Consider the following 22,611-nt stretch of genomic DNA (forward strand, 5'->3'; position numbering starts at 1 on the left):
TTTTATTTTCCATTTTATTCCTTCAAAGCTGTCAAAATAAAAATCAATCAAAAAGCAGTCCTGTTGCTAAAGTAGATTCAGGTAAAAAACCAGAGATATCTAATGATAGCAATGAACAAATAACATTAGTTAAAGACTTTATGAAATGGTATATTAAAAACATGGATATGCTGAGTAAATTTGATGCTATTGGTGGAGGGCCAGCGGATGCGAAAGAGAATGAAGAGGCAGAAAACTATTATGTAGATTTTAAAGAAGCTGAAAAATATATTTCGGAATTGAAAAAAAGTGGTTTTTTAACTGATAATCTTCTTAAAAATGAAGAAAAATTGTTTTTAGAAGCAGATCAATATTACAAAGAAAACCCAGAAAATGACGGGCCTCCATATGGTTTTGATTATGATCATTTCTTTCTTACTCAAGAAGCATTTGAGGAAGATCTACTGAATATCGATAAAAGCAAATATGTTGTAAATCAAAAGGATGAGTTTAATTCAGAGGTGAAGTTTGTCCTGCCTATATCTGGAGGTTATAAGTATTCTTTAAAAAAGATAGGTAGCAAATGGTTTATTGAGAAAATAGAATCAGCAAAATAATCAAATAGTTTATGGGATTTAAACATTTATTCAAAGCAAAATTAAACTGGACTTTAAAACAAAACCAAGAAGAATCATCCAAAAGATTCTACAGCAAAACCCATCAAATTCAAATTGAAGGAAAACCAGTTTTAGATATTTCAGCAGCGAAAGCGTTCAAAGGCGATCCAGAATTATACAATCCAGAAGATTTGCTTTTAAGCAGTTTAGTTTCCTGCCACATGATGTCGTACCTATATGTCTGCTCTCAAAACGGAATTGAAGTTCTAAATTATACAGACAACGCCGAAGCAACATTAGAAGTAAATACAGACGGAAGCGGACGTTTTACAGAAGTTCGATTAAATCCAAAAGTTACAATTGTAAACTCAGACAAATTAGAATTGGCTTTAGAATTGCATCAAAAAGCAAATCAATTGTGTTTTATTGCCAACTCGTGCAATTTTCCAATTTTGCATAATGCGAGTTGCGAGGTTATTTAAACCATATAAGTGATATAAGTTCATTTAAAAAAGGTACTTAAACTCAAAGTTATATTTACTTATATAACTTATATGGTTCAAAAAAAGGCATAAAAAAAACCTCTTCGTTAAGAAGAGGTTTTTAAGTACCCGGAGCCGGAGTCGAACCGGCACGGTTTCCCACAGGTGTTTGAGACCAGCGCGTCTACCAATTCCGCCATCCGGGCTTAGCAGACGAAAAAATAAAATGAGAAATCAATTATTTTAACGCAATAGAATGAAGTCATAAATGGCGTCATTCCTTTAACACGGTGCAAATGTAAAAAATAAATTTAAATCAACTACTAAAAATACTTAAATTTTTGCTTTCAGTGTCCAATAAATTTTATAAATTTGCACCTCGTTAAAACGACGCACACACAACTAACTACAAAACAACAATTTATAATGTCGCACCTAGAACCAGAAGCTAAAATTTTTGCTTGTTCACAAAGTGTTTATCTTGCAGAAAAAATTGCTGCAGATTACGGAATTCCGTTAGGGAAAGTAACGATGTCAACGTATAGTGATGGAGAATTCCAGCCATCTTACGAAGAATCAATAAGAGGATTGCGAGTTTTCATCGTATGTTCGACTTTTCCAAGCGCAGATAATCTGATGGAATTGTTGTTAATGATTGATGCCGCAAAACGCGCATCAGCAAGACACATTACAGCTGTAATGCCTTATTTTGGTTGGGCAAGACAAGATAGAAAAGACAAACCAAGAGTTCCGATTGGGGCAAAATTAGTAGCAAACCTATTAACAGCTGCCGGAGCAACAAGAATTATGACTATGGATCTGCACGCAGATCAAATTCAAGGATTCTTTGAAAAACCAGTAGATCATTTATTTGCATCTACCATCTTTTTACCATACGTAGAAAGTTTAAAATTAGAAAATCTAACAATTGCATCTCCAGATATGGGAGGTTCAAAAAGAGCATATGCTTACTCTAAGTTTTTAGAATCAGATGTAGTAATCTGTTATAAACAAAGAAAAGCAGCCAACGTTATCGACACTATGGAACTGATTGGTGAAGTAAAAGGGCGTAACGTAATCTTAGTAGACGATATGATCGATACAGGAGGAACTTTAGCGAAAGCGGCAGACCTAATGATCGAAAAAGGAGCACTAAGCGTTAGAGCAATTTGTACACACGCTATTTTATCTGGCGGTGCTTACGAAAAAATCGAAAACTCAAAATTAACTGAGTTAATCGTAACCGATTCTATTCCGTTAAAGAAAGAATCAAAGAAAATAAAAGTGGTAAGCTGTGCGCCTCTATTTGCTGAGGTAATGCAGATGGTTCACCACAACAATTCCATCAGTGGAAAATTTATAATGTAATAACTGCTTAAGGCGTTAAGACATTTTTAAAGAAGAATATTTATTTAATAACTATATTTTTTTACAATGAAATCAATTACAATTAAAGGATCAGAAAGAGAAAGCGTGGGCAAAGTGTCAACTAAAGCCTTACGTAATGCTGGAGCGGTTCCTTGCGTGTTATACGGAGGAAATCAAGCAGTACACTTCTCAGCAGACGCTGCAGCGTTCAAAAACTTGGTTTACACTCCAAATGCACACACAGTTGTGATTGAGCTTGGAAAAGGAAAATCATTCAATGCAATTTTGCAAGATATCCAAGTTCACCCAGTATCTGACAAAATTTTACACATTGACTTCTTCCAATTATTTGATGATAAAGAAATCACAATGGAAGTTCCTGTGAAAATCGTTGGTACATCTAAAGGTGTTCTTGCGGGAGGTGTTTTACGTTTGAACCAACGTAAATTAAAAGTGAAAGCTTTACCAGCAAATCTTCCTGATTTTGTTGAAGCTGACATCACTCCACTTGAAATGGGTAACAAATTATATGTTACTAAAGTTGGAAAACCAGAGTACAAAATTATGCACCCAGACAACACAGTTGTTGCTCAAGTAAGAATCTCTCGTGCTGCTATGAAAGCTGCTCAAGAAGCTGCAAAAGCTGCAAAAGCTCCTGCAAAAGGAAAGAAAAAGTAATTTTTTCAACTCTATACAAAAAGCCTCAATCTTTACGATTGGGGCTTTTTTTTTGAGGTTCTAAGGTGCTGATATGCTAAGGTTCTAAGCTCAAAATCTCTGCGAACTTTGTGGCTAGGCCATAAGTTTTTTTAACGCAAAGCACGCCAAGATATTTTGTTTGGTGTGCAGGTAATATCTAAATATTAAGTTCGCAAAGCTGTCTAAATAAAGCTTTGCGAACTTTTAATTTAAAAGACTTCTCAAGTTAAAGATAAAAACTTTGCGTTCTCTGCGTAAAAATCTAAGCGCACTTTGCGGTTAAACAACGACCAGCAGGTAATTATCTAATTGACACATGCTCACATTATCTAATTGAAGAAGTAGTCACATTTTCAAATTATCTAATTATTTTTTTTAGAAGCAGAAAATCCCGTTTTCAAAAGACGTGACATTCCTGCCATCCGCTAAATCTTTTCATCCGCTAAAAAGCGGATAAAAAGGATACCGCTTCTGTCAGGGCTAGCAAGAAAAAATCTTTTTCATAAGCTTCTAAGCTCCTAAGAAAATAAATCTGCTTAATCAGCAAAATCTGCGAGAGAACTTCTTTGCGTTTTTTGCGAAAACCTTTGTGAACTTTGCGGTTAAATTAAGACAAGCAAAAGCAATTATCAAACCATCAAATTGCTAAATTATCTAATTATCCAATTGGCACATTCTCTAATTAATCTTACTTTTGCCAAATGATAAAATGGATAACAAAACTGTTTTCATCAACACCAAAAGAAGAGAACATAGATAATATGAAAAAATATTTAATCGTAGGTTTAGGAAATATTGGAGCTGAATACGTAAACACCAGACATAATATCGGATTTAAAGTACTGGACTTTTTAGCCAAAAAAGAAGGACTTTCATTTGAAACTGTAAAATTGGGATCAATGGCAGAGTATAAATTTAAGGGAAGAACCTTTTTTCTTTTAAAACCAAATACTTACATGAATTTAAGCGGTAAGGCTGTAAAATATTGGATGGATAAAGAAAATATTCCGTTGGAGAATATTTTGGTTATTACGGACGATTTAAATCTGTCTTTCGGGACTATTAGAATCAAACCAAAAGGAAGCGATGGAGGTCATAACGGACTTAAAAACATTAATCTAGTTTTAAATACGCAAAATTATACCCGTTTTAGATTCGGAATCAGTGATCAGTTTAAAAAAGGACAACAAGTAGATTATGTTTTAGGAGAATGGAATGCAGAAGAAGATGCTAAATTACCAGAAAGACTAGAAGTGTCTTCGGAAATTATTAGAACTTTTGGAACGGCCGGTTTAGAAAATACAATGACCACTTTTAACGGAAAATAAAGATTTACAATTATTTACATAAGAAAAAATCAAATTATCATTTAATTAAATTCAATTATAACGAAATAGTATTTTCTATTCCAAAGTTAAATGTCTAAATTTGGGATAAATTATTATAAACCATAAAAATTTAATACCATGGCTTTTGAATTACCACAGTTACCATATGCATATGATGCGTTAGAACCACATATTGATGCACGTACAATGGAAATCCACCATACAAAACATCATAATGCATACACTACAAATCTAAATGCTGCTATTGCAGGAACAGATTTAGAAGGGAAAACAATCGAAAATATCTTAATCAACTTAGATAAATCAAACGCAGCAGTTCGTAATAATGGTGGAGGTTTTTACAACCACAATTTGTTCTGGACAGTAATGTCTCCAAACGGAGGAGGATTGCCAACAGGTGATTTATTAGCTGCAATTGAGTCTTCTTTTGGTTCATTTGAAGAGTTTAAAGCAAAATTTGCTAAAGCTGGAGCTGGACAATTTGGTTCAGGATGGGCTTGGTTAGTTGTTCAAAAAGGTGGAAAACTAGAAGTTGTAGGAACTCCAAATCAAGACAATCCATTAATGCCAGAAGTTGCTGGTAACGGTGGAACTCCAATCTTAGGAATGGATGTTTGGGAGCATGCTTACTACTTAAACTACCAAAACAGAAGACCAGATTATATCGAAGCTTTCTTCAGTGTAATTAACTGGACAGAAGTTGCAAGAAGATTTGCTTTAGATAAATAAGAGTATAGAGCATAGAATATAGAAAAAAGACGGATAACTTAATAGTTGTCCGTCTTTTTCGTTTTATAATATTTTTCTTTTTTACTTCTTGATTACCAAAATTCAATTTGAGCATTGTAGTCTTTGTTCTATGTTCTTTTTTCTATTCTCTAAAAAAAAAGAAAATAAAAAAGGTGAAATTGCTTCCACCTTTTTTGCCCCAAATCTACCATAAACTTAACCTACTAATGTTATGGTTTAGTAAAAGTATGGCGGTTCTGTATATATTAAAAATTTTTTAGATAAAAGGCAAGTATATCCGATTAATGGAATACAATGTGCTGTATTGAAGGAATAAGAAGATGGAATGAAGGGAAGAGAAAATAAAGTAAAGAAAAAGGAGTAAAGAAAATAGAAAATAGAGAATAGAAAATAGAGAATAGAATATAGAATATAGAGAATAGAATATAGAGAAAGGATGGTGATTTTTAAGGTGTCTTTTTATTGTTATTAAATAAAGTCAAAAATCAACAACAATCTAAAAATTAAAAAAGGCGGAAATTCTTCCGCCTTTTTTGCCCCAAATCTACCATAAACTTAACCTACTAATGTTATGGTTTAGTAAAAGTATGGCAGTTGAATGTATATCAAAAATTTTTCAGACGAAAGGTAAGTATATCCGATAAACGGAATTTTAAGAAGCTGTTTTAGAAATACTTGAGTTTATTCCAATAAAAAAGGTGGAATTGCTTCCACCCTTTTTGCCCCAAATCTACCATAAACTTAACCTACTAATGTTATGGTTTCTCAAAAGTATTACAGCATTTCAATTTTACCAAACAAACAGGATGAACGGCAAAAAAAACCGATGAAATGCACAAATTAACCTTTTGTTAATACTTTTTTAATAAGCTCTAGCGTCTTTTCCTTCGTAAAAATTCATAAATGCTCGATTTACGACACGATTTCCGCCTGGAGTAGGGTAGTCTCCAGTGAAATACCAATCGCCTAAATTTTTAGGGCATGCTACGTGCAAATCTTCTACTGTTTGGAAGATGATTTTTACTTCGGCATTGATTTCTGGTGAGCTTAACATTTCTGCAATTTTATCTGAAATCTCTTCAGGTGTAAATTGATCATAAATTGCGGTTACATAATTTACAACATCTTTGTCTGCGAAATTTTCTTGAGCTTTACATTTTGCGTAAACTTCGTCTACAATATGATATAAGTTTCTCTCTTTCAATAAAGTTAGGGCCGCTCTAAAGGCAACAAGACCTTCTAATTTAGCCATGTCAATTCCGTAACAATCTGGATAACGGATTTGTGGAGCCGATGAAACGATCACAATACGTTTTGGATTCAAACGATCCATCATTTTGATGATACTCATTTTTAAAGTAGTACCACGAACAATACTGTCGTCAATAATAACTAAGTTGTCTTCTGGTTTGATCACGCCGTATGTAACGTCATAAACGTGAGCAACTAAATCATCACGACTACTGTCTTCAGTAATAAACGTCCTAAGTTTTGCGTCTTTTATGGCAACTTTCTCAGTACGTATTTTTACAGCTAATAACTCCTGAAGCGTTTCAGCAGTTAATGTGTTTCTATTTTCTAGAATATAATTGTTTTTTCTCTGATTCAAGAAATCCTGAGCAGCTTCAACTAAACCATAAAATGAAGTTTCGGCTGTATTTGGAATATAAGAGAAAACAGTATTATCTGTATCACTGTCAATTGCTTTAAGAACCGCAGGAAGAATTAATTTTCCTAAATCTTTACGCTCTTGATAGATTTCAGCATCACTTCCTCTTGAGAAATAAATTCTTTCGAATGAACAAGCTTTTTTAACAGTTGGTTCTAGGATTTGATCCATGCTTACTGTACCATTTTTCTTGATAATCAAAGCATTTCCTGGTTCAATTTCCTGAACTTTTTCAAAAGGCACATTGAATACAGTTTGAATAACTGGTCTTTCAGAAGCAACAACGACTACTTCATCATCTTGATAGAAATAAGCTGGACGAATTCCTGCTGGATCTCTAAATACAAAAGCATCACCGTGACCTAATAAACCAGCCATAGCATAACCTCCGTCTAAGTTTTTAGCCGAACGAGCTAATATTTTTGCAATATCCAAACGTTCTGCAATTACAGGCGAAGCTTCTCTTTTAGAATATCCTTCTGCTTTACAGTCTTGGTACAATTGCATAACCTCTTTATCTAAGAAGTGACCAATTTTTTCCATTACAGTAACAGTATCAGCCATTTCTTTTGGATGCTGTCCAAGTTCAACTAGATTTTCGAAAAGTTCTTTAACATTCGTCATATTAAAGTTTCCAGCCAAAATCAAGTTACGGTGCATCCAGTTACTTTGACGTAAAAATGGGTGAACACTTTCGATGCTGTTTTTTCCAAAAGTTCCGTAACGAACGTGTCCTAAAAACAATTCTCCAACATAAGGGATATTTGCTTTTAGTTCCTTCATATTGTCTCCAAGTTCAGGATGCGCTTTTAACTCTTCGCTAACTCGCTCATTAATTTGTTTGAAAACATCTTGTATTGGTTGCGAGTGATTCGAACGAACTCTGCTGATGTAGCGCTGTCCAGGTTCAACATCCAATTTAATGCTTGCAAAACCAGCCCCGTCTTGTCCGCGGTTGTGCTGTTTTTCCATCATTAAATACATCTTCTGAATTCCGTAAAAAGCAGTTCCGTATTTTTCTTTATAATATTCAAGCGGTTTTAGTAATCTTACTAAAGCTATACCACATTCGTGTTTTAACGCGTCGCTCATTGTTTTTGTTTTTTTTGTGTGTTGTAAGTTGTGTGTATTAACGTAATAAAAAAAGCCCCGTTTTATCCGAGGCTTTTGCGCATTATATTTCTATGTCAAACTGAGTTAACGACTTAAATTGCTGTAATCGAATCGCTACTTCGGCTTTACTTAAGTTTTCCATCCTTTCAGTTCCAAATTTCTCGACGCAGAACGATGCTAAATTTGAACCGTAAATAATTGCATTTTTCATGTTTCCGAAAGAGATGTTTTCGCTTTGCGCAATAAATCCAGAGAAACCACCTGCGAAAGTGTCTCCAGCTCCTGTTGGATCGAAAACTTCTTCTAATGGTAAAGCTGGTGCAAAGAATACTTCTCTGTTGTGGAATAAAAGTGCTCCGTGTTCTCCTTTTTTGATCACCACATATTTTGGTCCCATATCTTGGATTTTCGAAGCTGCTTTTACTAGTGAATATTCACCAGAAAGTTGTCTTGCTTCTTCGTCATTGATTGTAATAACATCTACACGTTTGATAACGTCTAGCAATTCTGGAAGAGCGCAGTCCATCCAAAAGTTCATAGTATCTAAAACTACTAATTTTGGTTTTTTCTCCATTTGGTCTAAAACACTGCTTTGTACTAATGGGTGTAAGTTTCCTAACATTACCACATCAGCATCTTTATAGTTTTGAGGAACTTTTGGCTGAAAATCAGCTAAAACGTTCAATTCAGTAACAAGAGTATCTCTAGAATTTAAATCGTTGTGGTATAAACCGCTCCAGAAAAAGGTTTTTCCTCCTTTTACAATTTCGATACCAGAAATATCGATATTTTTTGAAGTCAATAAATCTAAATGTTCTTGAGGAAAATCGTCGCCAACTACAGAAACAATGGCCGATTGCAAGTTAAAAAATGATGCCGATAATCCGATGTAGGTTGCAGCACCACCTAATATTTTATCTGTTTTTCCGAAAGGAGTTTCAATCGCGTCGAAAGCAACTGTTCCAACAATCAATAGTTTATTCATTTTATGAATTTCGAATTAGGGTGCAAAGATACTCTATAAGTTACAATCTTGCAACGGTTTAGAGTCTCAAAATTTTCTTAAAAAAATGACAACGATTTCGGAGTAAAACTCTTGTAAATGAATTGGTTAAAACTGATTTTTTTGAAAGCTTAAAATAGGTTTTTTGAATTTAGGATGCAACTTTTTTGAAAATAATTGCGATTATTTTACAACTGATACTTCTTATCAAAATAATTCTTCAAAACGCCAACCTGAATCAAAATCATGATTGGCAAAATCAAAATCGCGTATAAGGTATTTTTAGAAAAATGAATTCCAGAAAATGCGGTAGAGATTTTATCAGAATATAATTTCCCAATTTCATCAACTTTAAGATCATTTTCTGAAACTGAAAAAAGAGAAACATAAATAACCAATAAAGCCACAGCGATACCGATCGAAATCCAGATTGGTTTGGAAATTAAAGGTTTGTAAGCTTTCAATTTTTTATCTTCTAAAATCTGAACATTCGCCATAATTTTTGAAGTGAAATCTATTGATGGTGACTGCAGTTTTTCTTCAGCCATCATTTTATCAATAAGTTGTTCTATATCTTTATCGCTTTTCATAACATTCTATTATTTCAGGTTCTAACTGCTGTCTCAAAATTACGGCTAATTTTTGTCTGCTTCTAAATAATTTTACTTTGACATTGTTGGCCGAGATATTCATTACTTTTCCAATTTCCTCTAAACTCTGATCTTCAAAATAAAATAAAGTCAACAGAAAACTTTCATCACCGGGTAATAAATTTAAACATTTGTGAATAGTTTGCTTTCGTTCTTTATCTTCTAAAGCGCTCAAAGCATTGTCCATTGTTTTTATTAAATGAGAAGAAAATTCATCTATCGAAATATTCAGGTCTTCTTTTTTATTTTTCTTTAAACGATCAAGACAAGTATTGTATGCAATTTTATAAATCCAAGTCGAAAATTTCGAATCTCCTTTAAATTTGGTCAGCGAACTGTAAATCTTTATAAAGGTATCTTGTGCAACTTCTTCGGCTTCTTCTCTGTTCTTGACCATCTTGAGAGCCAGTGAAAAGATCATATCCTTATAACGATCAACCAGCACGGCAAACGCATTTGTCTCGCCTTGCAATATTTTATCGATATAATGTTGATCATTTATTGTGCTCATATTATATAGGACGACAGTTTGTTTCTTTAGGTTACAAGAAATTTGAAAAATAAATTAATAATTAGAAAATTAGAAAATTAGAAAATTAGAAAATGCTAGCTTTAAAATTCTGTTATGTTTCAAATCCAATTTCTCCCTTCGATCGAAATAAGAATATTGTAGAGTAATGGAAGCGATTCAGCTTTGACAAAGTTAGCGAGTTACGTAAAAAATAGTATTATCAAAATTAGTTGATTATCAGTCGTTTTATCATTGTCTAATTGGCAAATTTTCTAATTTTCTAATTTTTTTTCACAAAATGTGTAACCTCATTTCAAAACCTGTCGTCCTATGGGTATATCAATCAATTAAAAACATAAAAAATCATGGATGACAAAATCTTAATCCCAATTAGTTTCTTTCTAATGATCTTCGGAATCGTTTATTTAATTTATTCAACAAGAAACAGAGAGCGTTTGGCACTTATAGAAAAAGGTGTGGATGCGAGTATATTTATTCAAGGGAAAAATGGCAATGTTCCAGCGTGGAAAGTCTTTGTAGTAAATTTGGCTTTCTTATTAATAGGAAGCGGTGTTGGAATTTTTATTGCTTTATTAATTACAACTTATACATCATTAGATGATGGGGCTGTTTATCCTTCAATTATTTTTATAATGGCCGGAATTGGTCTTTTAACAGGATTTAAAACCGCAAAAGATTTAGATAAAGAATAAGCTGTTAAGTAAAAAATTTAAGTTAGTACAAAAAAACGCATCATATATATGATGCGTTTTTTTATTCTTTAGAACCAATGGTTTCGTAATAAACGTCTACTGAAAGTTTGGGCTGCAACGAGGCCATTACGGCCAATTGGTCACAGCGCTCATTTTGCGGATGATTATTATGACCTTTAATCCATTTAAAATTAACTTGATGCTTTCGGTATGCAATTAAAAAACGTTTCCATAAATCTGGATTTTTTTTACCTGTGTAACCTTTTTTCTCCCAGCCGAACACCCATTTTTTTTCAACGGAATCAACTACGTATTTAGAATCCGAAATGACCAAAACCTTCATATTCGGATTTTTTAGTTTTTCTAAACCAACAATTACCGCAAGAAGTTCCATTCTATTATTAGTAGTAAGACGAAAACCTTCGTAAAATTCTTTTTTATATGGAGTACCCACTAATTCCATTACAACGCCATAACCGCCATTGCCCGGATTGCCTTTTGCTGCGCCGTCTGTATATATATGTACTTCGTGCATTTTTTAATTTTAGATTTTAGATTTTAGATTGGCTGTGCTTTGTCTAAAATTTATTTTTGTTAACCATATTAGTTATATAAGATCATTTAAAATTTGAGACTTATATTTCTTAGTGGTAGTTTGGGATGTTTTAGTTTTTTCTATTTCCATAAAGTAAAATGAACTTATATTACTTATATGATTTAATTTTTATTCTTTAAGCAATTGTTCAATAATCTCAGGAAAATGTTTTTGTTCTAATTCGTGAATCTTCTCTGCAACGGTTTCTGGCGTATCTTCATCGGTCAATGCTACGTTTGCTTGAAAGATAATAGCGCCTTCATCATAATGTTCGTTTACATAATGTATAGAAATTCCGGTTTCTTTTTCTTTATTATTAATGATTGCTCTATGAATGTGCATTCCATACATTCCTTTACCTCCATAATTTGGTAAAAGTGCAGGATGAATATTGATTATTTTGTTTGGATATCTTTCAATTATGTTTTCTGGGAATTTCAACAAGAAGCCAGCCAAAATTATCAAATCCGGGTCGATTTCCGCTACTTTCTGTAGTACGTTTCTCTCTAAAAGATCATTTTTTGAGAAGATTTCGACAGGAATTTGATGATTTTTTGCTCTTTCGATCACTTTTGCTGAAGCATTATTTGTAAAAACAGAAACGACTTTTGCAATTTCGGTTTTTGAAAAATGTTTTATAATTTTTTCTGCATTAGTTCCTGATCCTGAAGCAAAAACGATAATTTTTTTCATAAAGTTGTGTATTTTGAGAGTGCAAAAAACGGAATAAAAATCGAAAATAAATAGCTTTGAAAGACCTTTCTTGAAATTAATTTTATAAATTAGTATCACATTTATAAACTAAATCATGGTTTTAAAATAAAGTTTTTTATTTTTGCCAACAAATTAAATTCTAAAATTAAAGATTATGTCAGACATTGCATCAAGAGTAAAAGCGATTATCGTAGACAAATTAGGTGTTGACGAAAACGAAGTTGTAACAGAAGCAAGCTTCACTAATGATTTGGGAGCTGACTCATTAGACACTGTTGAGCTTATTATGGAATTCGAAAAAGAATTTGATATTCAAATTCCAGATGATCAAGCAGAAAACATTGCTACTGTTGGTCAAGCTATTTCTTATATCGAGGAAGCTAAAAAATAATAATACCACACCCGATTTTCGTAGTAACGAAATCGGGTGTTATTATTTTTTTAAAATTTAAATTTCGATTGATTTTCAATCAAAAAGATATATTTATATTGTAATGCCCATGGCTCTTAAGTAACAATAAGTTAAGAAAGCGTGGGTTTTATTTGTTTAAAGATACAAAATACAAATTTATGGCATTAAGGCGAGTTGTGGTAACAGGATTAGGTGCACTTACTCCTATCGGGAATAATATCCAGGAATATTGGAATGCACTTGTGAATGGGGTTAGCGGAGCCGCTCCGATCACATATTACGATACAGAAAAGCATAAAACGAAATTTGCCTGCGAAGTAAAAAACTTCAATATTGAAGATTACATGGATCGCAAAGAATCTCGTAGATTAGATAAATTTGCACAATATGCAATTGCTGCTAGTGATGAAGCTATCAAAGATGCCGGAATCACAAATGATAACGTAAACAAACAAAGAGTTGGGGTTATCTGGGGAGCAGGAATTGGAGGTTTAGAAACTTTCCAAGAAGAAGTATTGTATTATGCAAAAGGAGACGGAACACCAAAATTCAATCCGTTTTTTATTCCTAAAATGATTGCCGACATTGCACCAGCACACATTTCGATGCGTAATGGTTATATGGGGCCAAATTATACTACTGTTTCTGCATGTGCATCTTCTGCAAATGCATTAATTGATGCTTTCAACTACATCCGTTTAGGAATGTGTGATGTGATTGTATCTGGTGGTTCTGAAGCAGCTGTAACAATTGCTGGTATGGGAGGTTTTAGCTCGATGCACGCTTTATCTACAAGAAACGAAAGTCCAGAAACAGCTTCTAGACCTTTTGATGCAACCAGAGATGGTTTTGTATTAGGAGAAGGAGCCGGAGCTTTGGTTCTTGAAGATTACGAACACGCTAAAGCAAGAGGTGCAAAAATTTATTGTGAAGTTGGAGGAGGCGGAATGTCTTCAGATGCTTATCACTTAACTGCGCCACATCCAGAAGGAATTGGTGTAATTGCTGTAATGGAAAATACATTAAGAGATGCTGGAATGAGTCCGGAAGATGTTGATCACATCAACACTCACGGAACTTCGACTCCTCTTGGAGATGTTGCAGAATTAAAAGCAATCAGTGCTGTTTTTGGAGAGCACGCTAAAAATTTGAACATCAACTCAACAAAATCAATGACAGGACACTTACTTGGTGCTGCTGGAGCTATTGAAGCAATTGCTTCTATTTTGGCAATGAAGCACGGTATTGTTCCTCCAACGATTAATCATACTGTGGTTGACGAAAACATTGATCCATCGCTTAATTTAACTTTGAATAAAGCACAAAAAAGAGAAGTAAATGTTGCAATGAGTAACACTTTTGGTTTTGGTGGACATAATGCGTGTGTATTATTTAAAAAATTAGCTGATTAATTCGTGCGTATGAATTTTATCAAAAAAATATTCTCTAAATCCCGTTCTCTAGAAGACGGGATTTTTTTTGGCACTATTCAGAAAATTCTTGGTTTTCCGCCAGCTAATGTGGATTTTTACAGGAAGGCGTTCACGCATAGATCTTCAAATAAAATTGATGAAGCAGGACATCCAATTAATTATGAACGTTTAGAATTTTTGGGAGATGCGATGTTAAGTGCCGTTATTGCTGCACATTTGTTTAACAAAGCTCCAAATGGCGACGAAGGTTATTTGACAAAAATGCGTTCTAAAATTGTGAGTCGCGAACATCTAAATGAATTAGGTAAAGATTTAAATCTGGTTCAGTTTGTAGAGAGTAAAGTGCCGATTCAGCACTTTGGAGAAAATATTCATGGTAATATTTTTGAATCATTAGTAGGCGCAATTTACCTAGATAAAGGATATGCTTTCTGCGAGAGATTTATTCAAAAAAGAGTAATAACACCTTATGTTGACATCGCGCGATTAGAAGGTAAAGTTATTAGTTATAAAAGTCTTGTTATCGAATGGTGTCAGAAGGAAAAAAGAGTTTTCCATTATGATATTTTTGAAGATAACGGGATAGACGGACAGCGCCTATTTGGTGTTAAATTAAGTATTGATGACAAAGTGGTTGCAAGAGCGAGAGCAACTTCAAAAAAGAAGGCCGAAGAAAAAGCTTCACAAAGAGCCTATTTTGCGTTTCAAGAAAAAATTGACAAGAAATAGCCGCAAAAATGTTGTAAGTATCACAAGGCTACATCGTTTTCGTTTATAATTTAACAAAAACAACACTGTCTTCACTATTTAAGCTCCGCTAGAAATAGTATATTTACAACTTGATTTTTCATGACATGGCTATTCATAGATTGGATTTAGACGAATTTGACGAAATTGATTATTATTTAATGGCGATTCATACTTCATTAGAAGATTATAGATTGGCCTATTTTATCAATAAACACCTTCCGATCAACTTAAGTAAGAGCAAACACGAGATCCATGCTCAAACTAAGGAAGGCGAAGCAAATTTTTCGAGGTTCTATTATTATGATTCTGAAAAAGCCGTTTCATGGAATTTAATTCAGAATAAAAATGAAATCATTTCTGTGAGTACAAATGATTTCCAGAATTTGTTTTCTAATGAAACAAGTGAGGTTTCTACAACAATTCATTTACTTCCTGAATTCAAAAAAGTCGATTTTTTCCTGAAAATAGACAATAGCGAAGAGGCGCTAAATTTTTCAGAAATTCAACAAAAATTAAATACCATAGAAAGTATTGCGGCTATTTATGCCGTTGATACAGACAATATAAAATCAAAAAACAATCTAATTTTTTAAAAAAAATGTTAACAAACAAGAAAACCAAAATTGTTGCTACACTTGGTCCCGCATGTAGTACAAGAGAGATCATCAAAGATATGATCGATGCAGGGGTTAATGTGTTTAGAATCAATTTTTCGCATGCAGATTACGAAGGTGTAAAAGAGAAGATTAATATCATTAGAGGATTAAACGAAGAGTTTGGTTACACTACGGCAATTCTTGGAGATTTGCAAGGACCTAAACTAAGAGTTGGTGTAATGGAAGAAGGAACAGTTGTAAACGATGGTGACGAAATCACTTTTACAACTGCTGAAGATATTGTTGGAAATGCAAAAAAAGCATTTATGAAATATCAAAATTTCCCAAATGATGTAAATGTTGGAGAGCGTATTTTGCTTGATGATGGTAAACTTATTTTCGAAATTGTTTCTACAGATAAAAAAACAGAGGTTGTTGCTAAAGTTATTCAAGGTGGAGAGTTAAAATCTAAAAAAGGAGTTAACTTACCTAATACAAAAATTTCTTTACCAGCTTTAACAGAAAAAGATATTGCTGATGCTATTTTTGCAATTGAGCAAAAAGTAGACTGGATCGCACTTTCATTCGTGAAAACTCCACGCGATTTACAAGATTTACAAGAATTAATCGCTAAGCATTCAGAAGTTAAAATTCCAATTATTGCTAAAATCGAAATGCCGGAAGCTCTTGAGAACATGGATAAAATTGTAGCATATTGCGATGGTTTAATGGTTGCTCGTGGAGATCTTGGTGTTGAGCTTCCTGCTCACGAAGTGCCATTGGTACAAAAAGATTTGATCCGCAGAGCTAAAACTGCTAGAATTCCAGTTATCGTTGCTACACAAATGATGGAAACAATGATTACAAGTTTAACTCCAACAAGAGCTGAAGTAAATGACGTTGCAAACTCTGTAATGGACGGAGCTGATGCTGTAATGTTGTCTGGAGAAACTGCTACAGGAAATTATCCGGTACAAGTAATTCAGAGAATGGCGCAAATTTGTGAGGCTGTTGAGAATTCACCATTAATTCAAGTTCCACAAAATACACCACAAATCAAAACAAAACGTTTTGTTACTAAAACAGTTTGCCACCAAGCAGCTTTATTGGCTAACGAAATTGAAGCTAAAGCAATTTGTACTTTAACAAACAGCGGTTATACAGCTTTTCAAATTTCGGCTTGGAGACCATCTTCAGCACATATTTTAGTATTTACTTCAAACAGAAGAATCTTAACACAATTGAATTTATTATGGGGAGTTAAATCTTTCTACTATGATAATGAAGAAAGTACAGATGATACTGTTACAGATGTAAACAAAATTGCAGTAGAAAAAGGATATGCTGGAAAAGGAGATTATTTAATCAATCTTGCGGCTATGCCAATTAAAGATAAAGGAATGGTAAACACTATGAGAGTTTCTGAAATCGAGTAGTCCATTTTATCATTTATAATTTTAAAAAAGCCATTTGCACATCTGTAAATGGCTTTTTTATTTTCAATCAAAAAAACGATAAAGCCTTTTGTAAGTATAATATGCTTTAAATTTTTGATTGATTTTTGTTTTCTTAAGGTTTTTACTTCAATATTTACACTTCTTTTAAGGTCAAAAAATCACTTTTTTGTTGCATTTAGCCTTTTTTTGCTAAATAGAGAGCAACAGCTTTAATTTTATTTATTTAAATCTGATTTCAGATTTAATTGTTTAAAGTGTTTATTTTCAATGCTTTTATAATGTTTCATTTTCTAAAATGAAACACTTTGGTGCAAATTCTCCTTTTTTCTTGTTTCATTTTATAAAATGAAACAATGTCATTCCCTTTAAATACTATTGATAGTTTCTTAATTCGTTAATTTTGAGAAGCTTAATAAAAAGTTAAAATGCTTTGTTTCAAATTCGACTGATAAAAATGAATTTGAAACACTTTTTAAAAATGCAACAAGTCAGTTGATTATAGTTTTGTTTCCCCAATTTTTTTATTTGAATTCTACGCTCATATATACAAGAAATTATTAACGAATTTTTTTTATCATGAAACAAATCAAATTAAAATGCGGCTTAAAAAATGCAATTTTATTTTTTGCATTGTGTTTTACAGGAATTTCTATTTCGGCTCAAAGTAAAAAGCCAAACATATTGGTGCTTTGGGGAGATGATATCGGAATTACAAATATTAGCGCTTACAGCGATGGTTTAATGGGATATACCACACCCAATATTGATCGTTTGGCTAATGAAGGAATGCGGTTTCTGCATTATTACGGAGAACAAAGCTGTACCGCTGGACGCGCAGCTTTTCTGACAGGACAACACGGAATTCGTACCGGACTTACAAAAGTAGGTTTTCCTGGTGCGCCAATGGGAATGAGTCAGCTTGATCCTTCTATAGGAGGCATTATGAAAAGCCTTGGTTATGTAACAGGACAATTTGGAAAAAACCATGTTGGAGATCGAAATGAAAGTTTACCAACGGTAAATGGTTTTGATGAATTTTTTGGAAATCTGTATCACTTAAATGCAGAAGAAGAGCCAGAATTGCCAGATTATCCTAAAGATCCAGAATATGTGAAAAAATTTGGACCACGAGGAGTTTTAAAATGTACAGCTACAAATGTTGATGACCCTAGTATTCCGGATGCACGCTTTGGAAAAATTGGGAAACAAAAAATAGAAGATACAGGGCCTCTTACTAAAAAAAGAATGGAAACTGTTGACGATGAAACATCTGCAGCGGCTATTGATTTTATAAAAAGACAAAATGCTGCCGGAAAACCGTTTTTCTGCTGGTTTAATGCTACTCGTATGCACCTTCGTACACATGTAAGAGCAGAACACAGGGGCAGATATACACATGGAGACAGCGAATATATTGATGGTATGATCGAGCATGATGAAACTATTGGAAGCATCATAAAAACGCTTGATGAGTTAGGAATTGCAGACAATACCATTGTGGTATATTCTACAGATAATGGCCCTCACATGAACACGTGGCCAGACGGTGCAATGACATCATTCCGTTCAGAAAAAAACACAAACTGGGAAGGAGCTTTCCGCGTGCCTTGTATTGTTAGATGGCCGGGACACATCAAACCAGGAACCATAACGAATGAATTAATGAGCCATAACGACTGGATCCCAACTTTTGCTTCAATTGCAGGAGAACCAGATATCATAAATAAACTGCTAAAAGGCTACAATGCGAACGGTAAAAATTATAAAGTTCATTTAGACGGTTTTGATCAGACAAAATTACTTAATGGAGGCAAAAGTGTAAGGGATAAATTCTTTTATTCTGATGATGATGGCCTATTAGTAGGTATTCGTCAGGGAGATTACAAGTATGTTTTTGCAGAACAACGCAAAGAAGGTACGTTTGCCGTATGGGCTGAGCCATTTACAGAATTACGTTTGCAAAAAATATTCAACTTATATCAAGATCCTTATGAAAGGGCAGATATTACTTCCAACACATTTTGGGATTGGCAAATGAATCATGTTGGATCATTGTATGGTTTAATGAATGAAGTTTTTGTTTTTGCAGAATCATTCAAAGAATATCCGCCACGTTCATTCCCTCCAAGTTTTAATCCAGCATCTATACTTAAAAAGACTATAACTGGAATTAAAGCCACAAATTTTGTAGAAAAAACGATGATGGCAAAAGAAGAATCTGAGGCATCTGACACAAAAAAATCAGGCAAGAAAAAATAACAAACATCTTATAGAGCTTGAACTAGCTATAATTCAAGCTCTATGATTTAAAATCTACACCATGATATATAGAAAAATATACGTTCTAACACTATTGTCTTTTTTTCTTTTTTCCTGTAAAAACAAATCAGAAGAAACCACAATTGTTAATCCAAAAGATAACTCTGCGGTTACAGTTGACCCACTGCCAAGCTGGAATGATGGAACTTTAAAAAGCGACATTATTGCTTATGTAGAAAAAATAACCAAAAAAGGAAGTCCAGACTTTATCCCAGAAGAACACAGAATTGCAACTTTTGACAATGACGGAACGCTATGGGCAGAAAAACCGTATGTTCAGGAATTATTTGCTTTTTATAGAGTTAAAAAAATGGTTGAGGCTAAACCAGAGTTAGCCCAAAAACAACCCTTCAAAGCAGTAGTTGAAAAAGATAAAAGCTTTTTTGAAAAAGGCGGTGATAAAGCATTAATCGAATTAGTGGCAGCAACTCATACTGGAACGACAGAAGATGAGTTTGAAACTTCGGTTAATGATTTTTTTAAAGATGCTAAATATCCAGGCAAAAATATTCCTGTGAAACAAATTCGTTATCAGCCTCAATTAGAATTATTGAATTACCTGCGTTCCAACGGTTTTAAAACTTTTATCGTAACCGGAGGAACAATTGAGGTCGTACGAGCAATATCAGAAGATTTTTATGGAATTCCGAAAGAGCAGGTAGTTGGTACTTCTTTTAAATATAAATATGATGATGAAAAAAATGCGGTGCAAAGAGAAGCTGCTTTAAATCATTATAATGATAAAGAAGGAAAACCTGTCGGCATACAATTACACATTGGACAACGTCCAGTTTTTGCCTGCGGAAACGAAGGAGGAGCTGGAGATATTGCGATGCTAAAATATTCGCAGGGAAATAAATATCCATCATTTCAGCTGCTCGTAAATCATAATGATTCTATTAGAGAGTATAGCTATCAGGAAAAAGATAATGCTTCATTAAATGCAGCGGCGAAAAACAAATGGCACGTAATCGATATGAAAAAAGACTGGAAAAAAGTCTTTTCGGATAATTAGATTGAATTAGTTAGAATCGAAGTGAAACAACTTCATTAGTGGGTTGTTTTATTTTGATTTTAAAGTAAAATATATAAAAAGAAAAGTCATGAAGGTGTTTTCCAACAATACTAAGCGACTGTTATTTGCGGTTTGCTTTGTTCTAAGTTTTCAGAGTTATGGGCAGGAAGAAAAACCTGGAGCGAGTGCACAGGAACTGGCAGATAAACTGGCAAATCCAGTAGCAAGTTTAATCAGTGTGCCGCTTCAGAATAACTTTAATTACGGTATTGGTCCTTACAATGGTGTCAAATACACGGTAAATATTCAGCCTGTAATTCCTTTTAAATTAAGTGATAACCTGAATCTGATTACGAGGTATATACTTCCCGTAGTAGATCAAAGAAATATTACAGGTCTTAATACACACGAATTTGGTTTAAGCGATGCGACCGTTACCGCTTTTTTTGCTCCTAAAAGTAAAAAAATAATCTACGGAATTGGTCCGGCATTTTTAGTGCCGACTGCGACAGAAAAATTTCTAGGAACAGAAAAATTTGGATTAGGACCAAGTTTGTTGGTTATGCATCAAGGTAAAGGACTTTCGGTTGGTTTTATAGCCAATCAGATTTGGTCTGTGGCAGGTGCCGATGATCGTGCCGATTTTAATAGTTTTTATACCCAGATATTTTTATCTCATAGTTATAAAAGCGGTGCAAACTGGGGAGTCAATGCAGAAATTACTCAAAACTGGGAAGGCAATACAACGTTAATTTCTCTGAATCCTATGATGGGGGGAATTACAAAATTTGGCGATCAGGTGGTTCAGTTTTCGGTACAGCCCTTAATTCCAATTGTTGGGCATCAATCTATTAAACCGGATTGGGGACTACGCGCAGTGGTCGCTTTTGTGTTTCCTGGATCATAACATTCTTCTCAATATATTATTACAATTCCTTTTAACTATAAACTAACATAATTATGATAAAAATAATATTTTACATATTGGCGGTTGCTTTATTAATTTCATGCAATAAAACTTCCGCAGAAAAAACAGATGTGGTAGCTTCTAGTTCAGGTTCAGAGATTTTTAAACCTGCAAATTTAGACGAACAAGTTTTATACAATCGAGCATTTGAAACTGTAGTTTGGGGAATTCCAGCTGTAAATTTTGAGTTATTAAATGAAAGTTTAACAAAAGCAAAAGGCAGTTTCAATCAGATAATTTATTGGTCAGGATTAATAAATTCTAAAAATCAGACCTTAACTCCCAATCCAGATGTTATTTATGTAAATCCATTATATGATACTAGAAAAGGTCCTGTCGTTTTAGAAATTCCACCAGCAGAAGGAAGTTCTTCACTTACAGGAAGTCTAGATGATGGCTGGCAGACAGCAATTGAAGATATTGGTCCAGCAGGAGTAGATAAGGGAAAAGGAGGAAAATATATAATTCTGCCACCAGGTTATAAAGGCAAAGTTCCATCAGGATATATTCCGATGCCGTCTTCAACTTATACAGGTTTTGCTATTTTGCGTTCTAATCTTACAGACGGAAGTCCAACGGATATTAAACGTGCAATTGAATATGGAAAACGAATTAAAATTTATCCTTATTCTCAAGCAGCAAATCCTCCAGCAACTAAATTTCTGGATTTGTTAGAAATAGATTTCAGCAATACGATTCCATACAATTTTCATTTTTTCGAAATCTTAAATCAATTTGTACAGCGCGAACCTTGGTTAACCCGAGATTTGGTTATGATTGATTTTCTAAAAACAATTGGTATCGAAAAAGGAAAATCTTTTGAAGCAGATGCTAGAAAAAAAGAGATTTTGGAAGCGGCCATAAAAGATGCTGGGAAATGGATTGACAGCAGATACCAAGCTATTTTTAAACCACCTTATTATGAGGGTACTAATTGGGCTTTGCCAGCTTCGCCAGATGTTGTAAAGGCAATAATGTCTAATTATTTAGCTCCTAATATTTATCCAGTAAGTGAAAGGGCAATAAGTTATTCTATGGCTTATTTCAGCACTAAACATTTAGGAACAGGACAGTATTATTTAATGTCGATTAAAGATGATAAAGGTCAGGAATTTGATGGAGCAAAATTGTATCAGCTGCATTTACCTCCAAATGTACCAATAAAATTGTATTGGTCGATTACGGTTTATGATCGAGAAACCCACGCACTAATCAAAAATATGAAATATTCTAGCCGTTCTTCGACATCTCCAGGACTTCAAAAAAACAGCGATGGTTCTGTTGATGTTTATTTTGGAGCAAAAGCCCCAGCGGGTAAAGAAAGTAATTGGGTGCCAACAGATCCAAAAGGGAAATTTGAATTATTGGCTCGTTTTTACGGACCAGAAAAAGGTTTTTTTGAGAAAACTTGGAAAATGGGAGATGTGACAGAAGTACAATAAGTTAAAAA

At 33.7% G+C, this 22,611-nt stretch carries 22 protein-coding genes and 1 tRNA gene; 16 read left to right on the forward strand and 7 right to left on the reverse strand.

Annotated features, from left to right (window positions below):
* Together ACFSC2_RS11295 and ACFSC2_RS11300 are read left to right on the forward strand one after the other, a co-directional pair.
* A partial coding sequence (locus tag ACFSC2_RS11295; protein ID WP_379818648.1) for a hypothetical protein occupies positions 1-596 on the forward strand: 596 nt, incomplete at its 5' end.
* Positions 597-607: 11 nt separating this feature from the next.
* A complete protein-coding gene (locus tag ACFSC2_RS11300) occupies positions 608-1,078 on the forward strand; it encodes an OsmC family protein (protein ID WP_379815330.1) in 471 nt (156 codons plus the stop codon).
* Between the two features lie 126 nt (positions 1,079-1,204).
* On the opposite strand, the gene ACFSC2_RS11305 is transcribed toward ACFSC2_RS11300, so the two are convergent.
* Positions 1,205-1,284: transfer RNA gene (locus ACFSC2_RS11305), tRNA-Leu, on the reverse strand.
* Positions 1,285-1,504: 220 nt separating this feature from the next.
* On the opposite strand from ACFSC2_RS11305, the gene ACFSC2_RS11310 reads away from it, so the two are divergent.
* The 4 genes from ACFSC2_RS11310 (at position 1,505) to ACFSC2_RS11325 (ending at position 5,223) form a co-directional block, all read left to right on the forward strand.
* Entirely contained in the window at positions 1,505-2,446 is a 942-nt protein-coding gene (locus ACFSC2_RS11310; RefSeq protein WP_379815329.1) for a ribose-phosphate pyrophosphokinase, read from the forward strand.
* A 66-nt stretch (positions 2,447-2,512) separates the two neighbouring features.
* Complete coding sequence (locus tag ACFSC2_RS11315; protein WP_276171396.1) at positions 2,513-3,124, forward strand: 50S ribosomal protein L25/general stress protein Ctc; 612 nt, start codon at positions 2,513-2,515, stop codon at positions 3,122-3,124.
* A 722-nt stretch (positions 3,125-3,846) separates the two neighbouring features.
* A complete protein-coding gene (gene pth / locus ACFSC2_RS11320; protein ID WP_379815328.1) occupies positions 3,847-4,473 on the forward strand; it encodes an aminoacyl-tRNA hydrolase in 627 nt (208 codons plus the stop codon).
* Between the two features lie 138 nt (positions 4,474-4,611).
* On the forward strand, positions 4,612-5,223 hold the full coding sequence (locus ACFSC2_RS11325) for a superoxide dismutase (protein WP_379815327.1): 612 nt from the start codon (positions 4,612-4,614) through the stop codon (positions 5,221-5,223).
* A gap of 883 nt (positions 5,224-6,106) precedes the next feature.
* Here the strand turns inward: ACFSC2_RS11325 and ACFSC2_RS11330 are convergent.
* The 4 genes from ACFSC2_RS11330 to ACFSC2_RS11345 form a co-directional block, all read right to left on the reverse strand.
* Entirely contained in the window at positions 6,107-8,005 is a 1,899-nt protein-coding gene (locus ACFSC2_RS11330; RefSeq protein ID WP_379815326.1) for an amidophosphoribosyltransferase, read from the reverse strand.
* An 82-nt stretch (positions 8,006-8,087) separates the two neighbouring features.
* The gene (locus ACFSC2_RS11335; protein WP_132987703.1) at positions 8,088-9,011 is read right to left on the reverse strand and encodes a PfkB family carbohydrate kinase; all 924 of its coding nucleotides are present in this window, start codon (positions 9,009-9,011) and stop codon (positions 8,088-8,090) included.
* 206 nt (positions 9,012-9,217) lie between these two features.
* Positions 9,218-9,619: a hypothetical protein gene (locus ACFSC2_RS11340; RefSeq protein WP_379815325.1), complete on the reverse strand. Its 402-nt coding sequence runs from the start codon at positions 9,617-9,619 to the stop codon at positions 9,218-9,220.
* Positions 9,606-10,190, reverse strand: coding sequence for an RNA polymerase sigma factor (locus tag ACFSC2_RS11345; RefSeq protein WP_379815324.1), 585 nt, complete (start codon positions 10,188-10,190; stop codon positions 9,606-9,608). The genes ACFSC2_RS11340 and ACFSC2_RS11345 overlap by 14 nt, the downstream gene beginning before the upstream one ends.
* Before the next feature lie 365 nt (positions 10,191-10,555).
* Here ACFSC2_RS11345 and ACFSC2_RS11350 point away from each other — a divergent pair, with 365 nt between their 5' ends.
* Entirely contained in the window at positions 10,556-10,903 is a 348-nt protein-coding gene (locus ACFSC2_RS11350; protein WP_379815323.1) for a DUF6249 domain-containing protein, read from the forward strand.
* Positions 10,904-10,964: 61 nt separating this feature from the next.
* Here ACFSC2_RS11350 and rnhA read toward each other — a convergent pair whose 3' ends face one another.
* Together rnhA and purN are read right to left on the reverse strand one after the other, a co-directional pair.
* Entirely contained in the window at positions 10,965-11,438 is a 474-nt protein-coding gene (rnhA, locus tag ACFSC2_RS11355) for a ribonuclease HI (protein ID WP_379815322.1), read from the reverse strand.
* A gap of 189 nt (positions 11,439-11,627) precedes the next feature.
* Positions 11,628-12,191, reverse strand: coding sequence for a phosphoribosylglycinamide formyltransferase (gene purN, locus ACFSC2_RS11360; protein WP_379815321.1), 564 nt, complete (start codon positions 12,189-12,191; stop codon positions 11,628-11,630).
* 175 nt (positions 12,192-12,366) lie between these two features.
* Here purN and ACFSC2_RS11365 point away from each other — a divergent pair, with 175 nt between their 5' ends.
* The 9 genes from ACFSC2_RS11365 to ACFSC2_RS11405 all read left to right on the forward strand — a co-directional run bounded on the left by ACFSC2_RS11365 (position 12,367) and on the right by ACFSC2_RS11405 (position 22,603).
* A complete protein-coding gene (locus ACFSC2_RS11365) occupies positions 12,367-12,603 on the forward strand; it encodes an acyl carrier protein (protein WP_007137004.1) in 237 nt (78 codons plus the stop codon).
* Positions 12,604-12,782: 179 nt separating this feature from the next.
* The gene (gene fabF, locus ACFSC2_RS11370) at positions 12,783-14,036 is read left to right on the forward strand and encodes a beta-ketoacyl-ACP synthase II (protein ID WP_379815320.1); all 1,254 of its coding nucleotides are present in this window, start codon (positions 12,783-12,785) and stop codon (positions 14,034-14,036) included.
* 9 nt (positions 14,037-14,045) lie between these two features.
* Positions 14,046-14,786, forward strand: a complete 741-nt coding sequence (rnc, locus tag ACFSC2_RS11375; RefSeq protein WP_379815319.1) for a ribonuclease III — start codon at positions 14,046-14,048, stop codon at positions 14,784-14,786.
* 125 nt (positions 14,787-14,911) lie between these two features.
* Positions 14,912-15,400 carry an IPExxxVDY family protein gene (locus ACFSC2_RS11380; RefSeq protein WP_379815318.1) on the forward strand — a complete coding sequence of 163 codons (489 nt, stop codon included), beginning with the start codon at positions 14,912-14,914 and terminating at the stop codon, positions 15,398-15,400.
* A 5-nt stretch (positions 15,401-15,405) separates the two neighbouring features.
* Complete coding sequence (gene pyk, locus ACFSC2_RS11385) at positions 15,406-16,839, forward strand: pyruvate kinase (protein ID WP_379815317.1); 1,434 nt, start codon at positions 15,406-15,408, stop codon at positions 16,837-16,839.
* 597 nt (positions 16,840-17,436) lie between these two features.
* Positions 17,437-19,119, forward strand: a complete 1,683-nt coding sequence (locus tag ACFSC2_RS11390) for an arylsulfatase (RefSeq protein ID WP_379815316.1) — start codon at positions 17,437-17,439, stop codon at positions 19,117-19,119.
* A 61-nt stretch (positions 19,120-19,180) separates the two neighbouring features.
* Positions 19,181-20,194: an HAD family hydrolase gene (locus ACFSC2_RS11395; protein ID WP_379815315.1), complete on the forward strand. Its 1,014-nt coding sequence runs from the start codon at positions 19,181-19,183 to the stop codon at positions 20,192-20,194.
* Positions 20,195-20,282: 88 nt separating this feature from the next.
* A complete protein-coding gene (locus ACFSC2_RS11400; protein WP_379815314.1) occupies positions 20,283-21,101 on the forward strand; it encodes a hypothetical protein in 819 nt (272 codons plus the stop codon).
* 53 nt (positions 21,102-21,154) lie between these two features.
* Positions 21,155-22,603 (forward strand): DUF1254 domain-containing protein, encoded by a 1,449-nt coding sequence (locus tag ACFSC2_RS11405; protein ID WP_379815313.1) that lies wholly within the window; start codon positions 21,155-21,157, stop codon positions 22,601-22,603.
* Positions 22,604-22,611 lie beyond the last annotated feature (8 nt).

Source organism: Flavobacterium artemisiae (assembly GCF_042678225.1).
Taxonomy (GTDB): Bacteria; Bacteroidota; Bacteroidia; order Flavobacteriales; family Flavobacteriaceae; genus Flavobacterium; species Flavobacterium artemisiae.

Coding starts and splice junctions, on each gene's coding strand:
- ACFSC2_RS11395 (WP_379815315.1), top strand. CDS start 19,181: ATGATATATAGAAAAATATACGTTCTAACACTATTGTCTTTTTTTCTT.
- ACFSC2_RS11380 (WP_379815318.1), top strand. CDS start 14,912: ATGGCTATTCATAGATTGGATTTAGACGAATTTGACGAAATTGATTAT.
- ACFSC2_RS11325 (WP_379815327.1), top strand. CDS start 4,612: ATGGCTTTTGAATTACCACAGTTACCATATGCATATGATGCGTTAGAA.
- ACFSC2_RS11335 (WP_132987703.1), bottom strand. CDS start 9,011: ATGAATAAACTATTGATTGTTGGAACAGTTGCTTTCGACGCGATTGAA.
- ACFSC2_RS11330 (WP_379815326.1), bottom strand. CDS start 8,005: ATGAGCGACGCGTTAAAACACGAATGTGGTATAGCTTTAGTAAGATTA.
- purN (WP_379815321.1), bottom strand. CDS start 12,191: ATGAAAAAAATTATCGTTTTTGCTTCAGGATCAGGAACTAATGCAGAA.
- ACFSC2_RS11390 (WP_379815316.1), top strand. CDS start 17,437: ATGAAACAAATCAAATTAAAATGCGGCTTAAAAAATGCAATTTTATTT.
- ACFSC2_RS11315 (WP_276171396.1), top strand. CDS start 2,513: ATGAAATCAATTACAATTAAAGGATCAGAAAGAGAAAGCGTGGGCAAA.
- rnhA (WP_379815322.1), bottom strand. CDS start 11,438: ATGCACGAAGTACATATATATACAGACGGCGCAGCAAAAGGCAATCCG.
- rnc (WP_379815319.1), top strand. CDS start 14,046: ATGAATTTTATCAAAAAAATATTCTCTAAATCCCGTTCTCTAGAAGAC.
- fabF (WP_379815320.1), top strand. CDS start 12,783: ATGGCATTAAGGCGAGTTGTGGTAACAGGATTAGGTGCACTTACTCCT.
- pth (WP_379815328.1), top strand. CDS start 3,847: ATGATAAAATGGATAACAAAACTGTTTTCATCAACACCAAAAGAAGAG.
- ACFSC2_RS11350 (WP_379815323.1), top strand. CDS start 10,556: ATGGATGACAAAATCTTAATCCCAATTAGTTTCTTTCTAATGATCTTC.
- ACFSC2_RS11405 (WP_379815313.1), top strand. CDS start 21,155: ATGATAAAAATAATATTTTACATATTGGCGGTTGCTTTATTAATTTCA.
- ACFSC2_RS11345 (WP_379815324.1), bottom strand. CDS start 10,190: ATGAGCACAATAAATGATCAACATTATATCGATAAAATATTGCAAGGC.
- ACFSC2_RS11400 (WP_379815314.1), top strand. CDS start 20,283: ATGAAGGTGTTTTCCAACAATACTAAGCGACTGTTATTTGCGGTTTGC.
- ACFSC2_RS11300 (WP_379815330.1), top strand. CDS start 608: ATGGGATTTAAACATTTATTCAAAGCAAAATTAAACTGGACTTTAAAA.
- ACFSC2_RS11310 (WP_379815329.1), top strand. CDS start 1,505: ATGTCGCACCTAGAACCAGAAGCTAAAATTTTTGCTTGTTCACAAAGT.
- ACFSC2_RS11365 (WP_007137004.1), top strand. CDS start 12,367: ATGTCAGACATTGCATCAAGAGTAAAAGCGATTATCGTAGACAAATTA.
- ACFSC2_RS11340 (WP_379815325.1), bottom strand. CDS start 9,619: ATGAAAAGCGATAAAGATATAGAACAACTTATTGATAAAATGATGGCT.
- pyk (WP_379815317.1), top strand. CDS start 15,406: ATGTTAACAAACAAGAAAACCAAAATTGTTGCTACACTTGGTCCCGCA.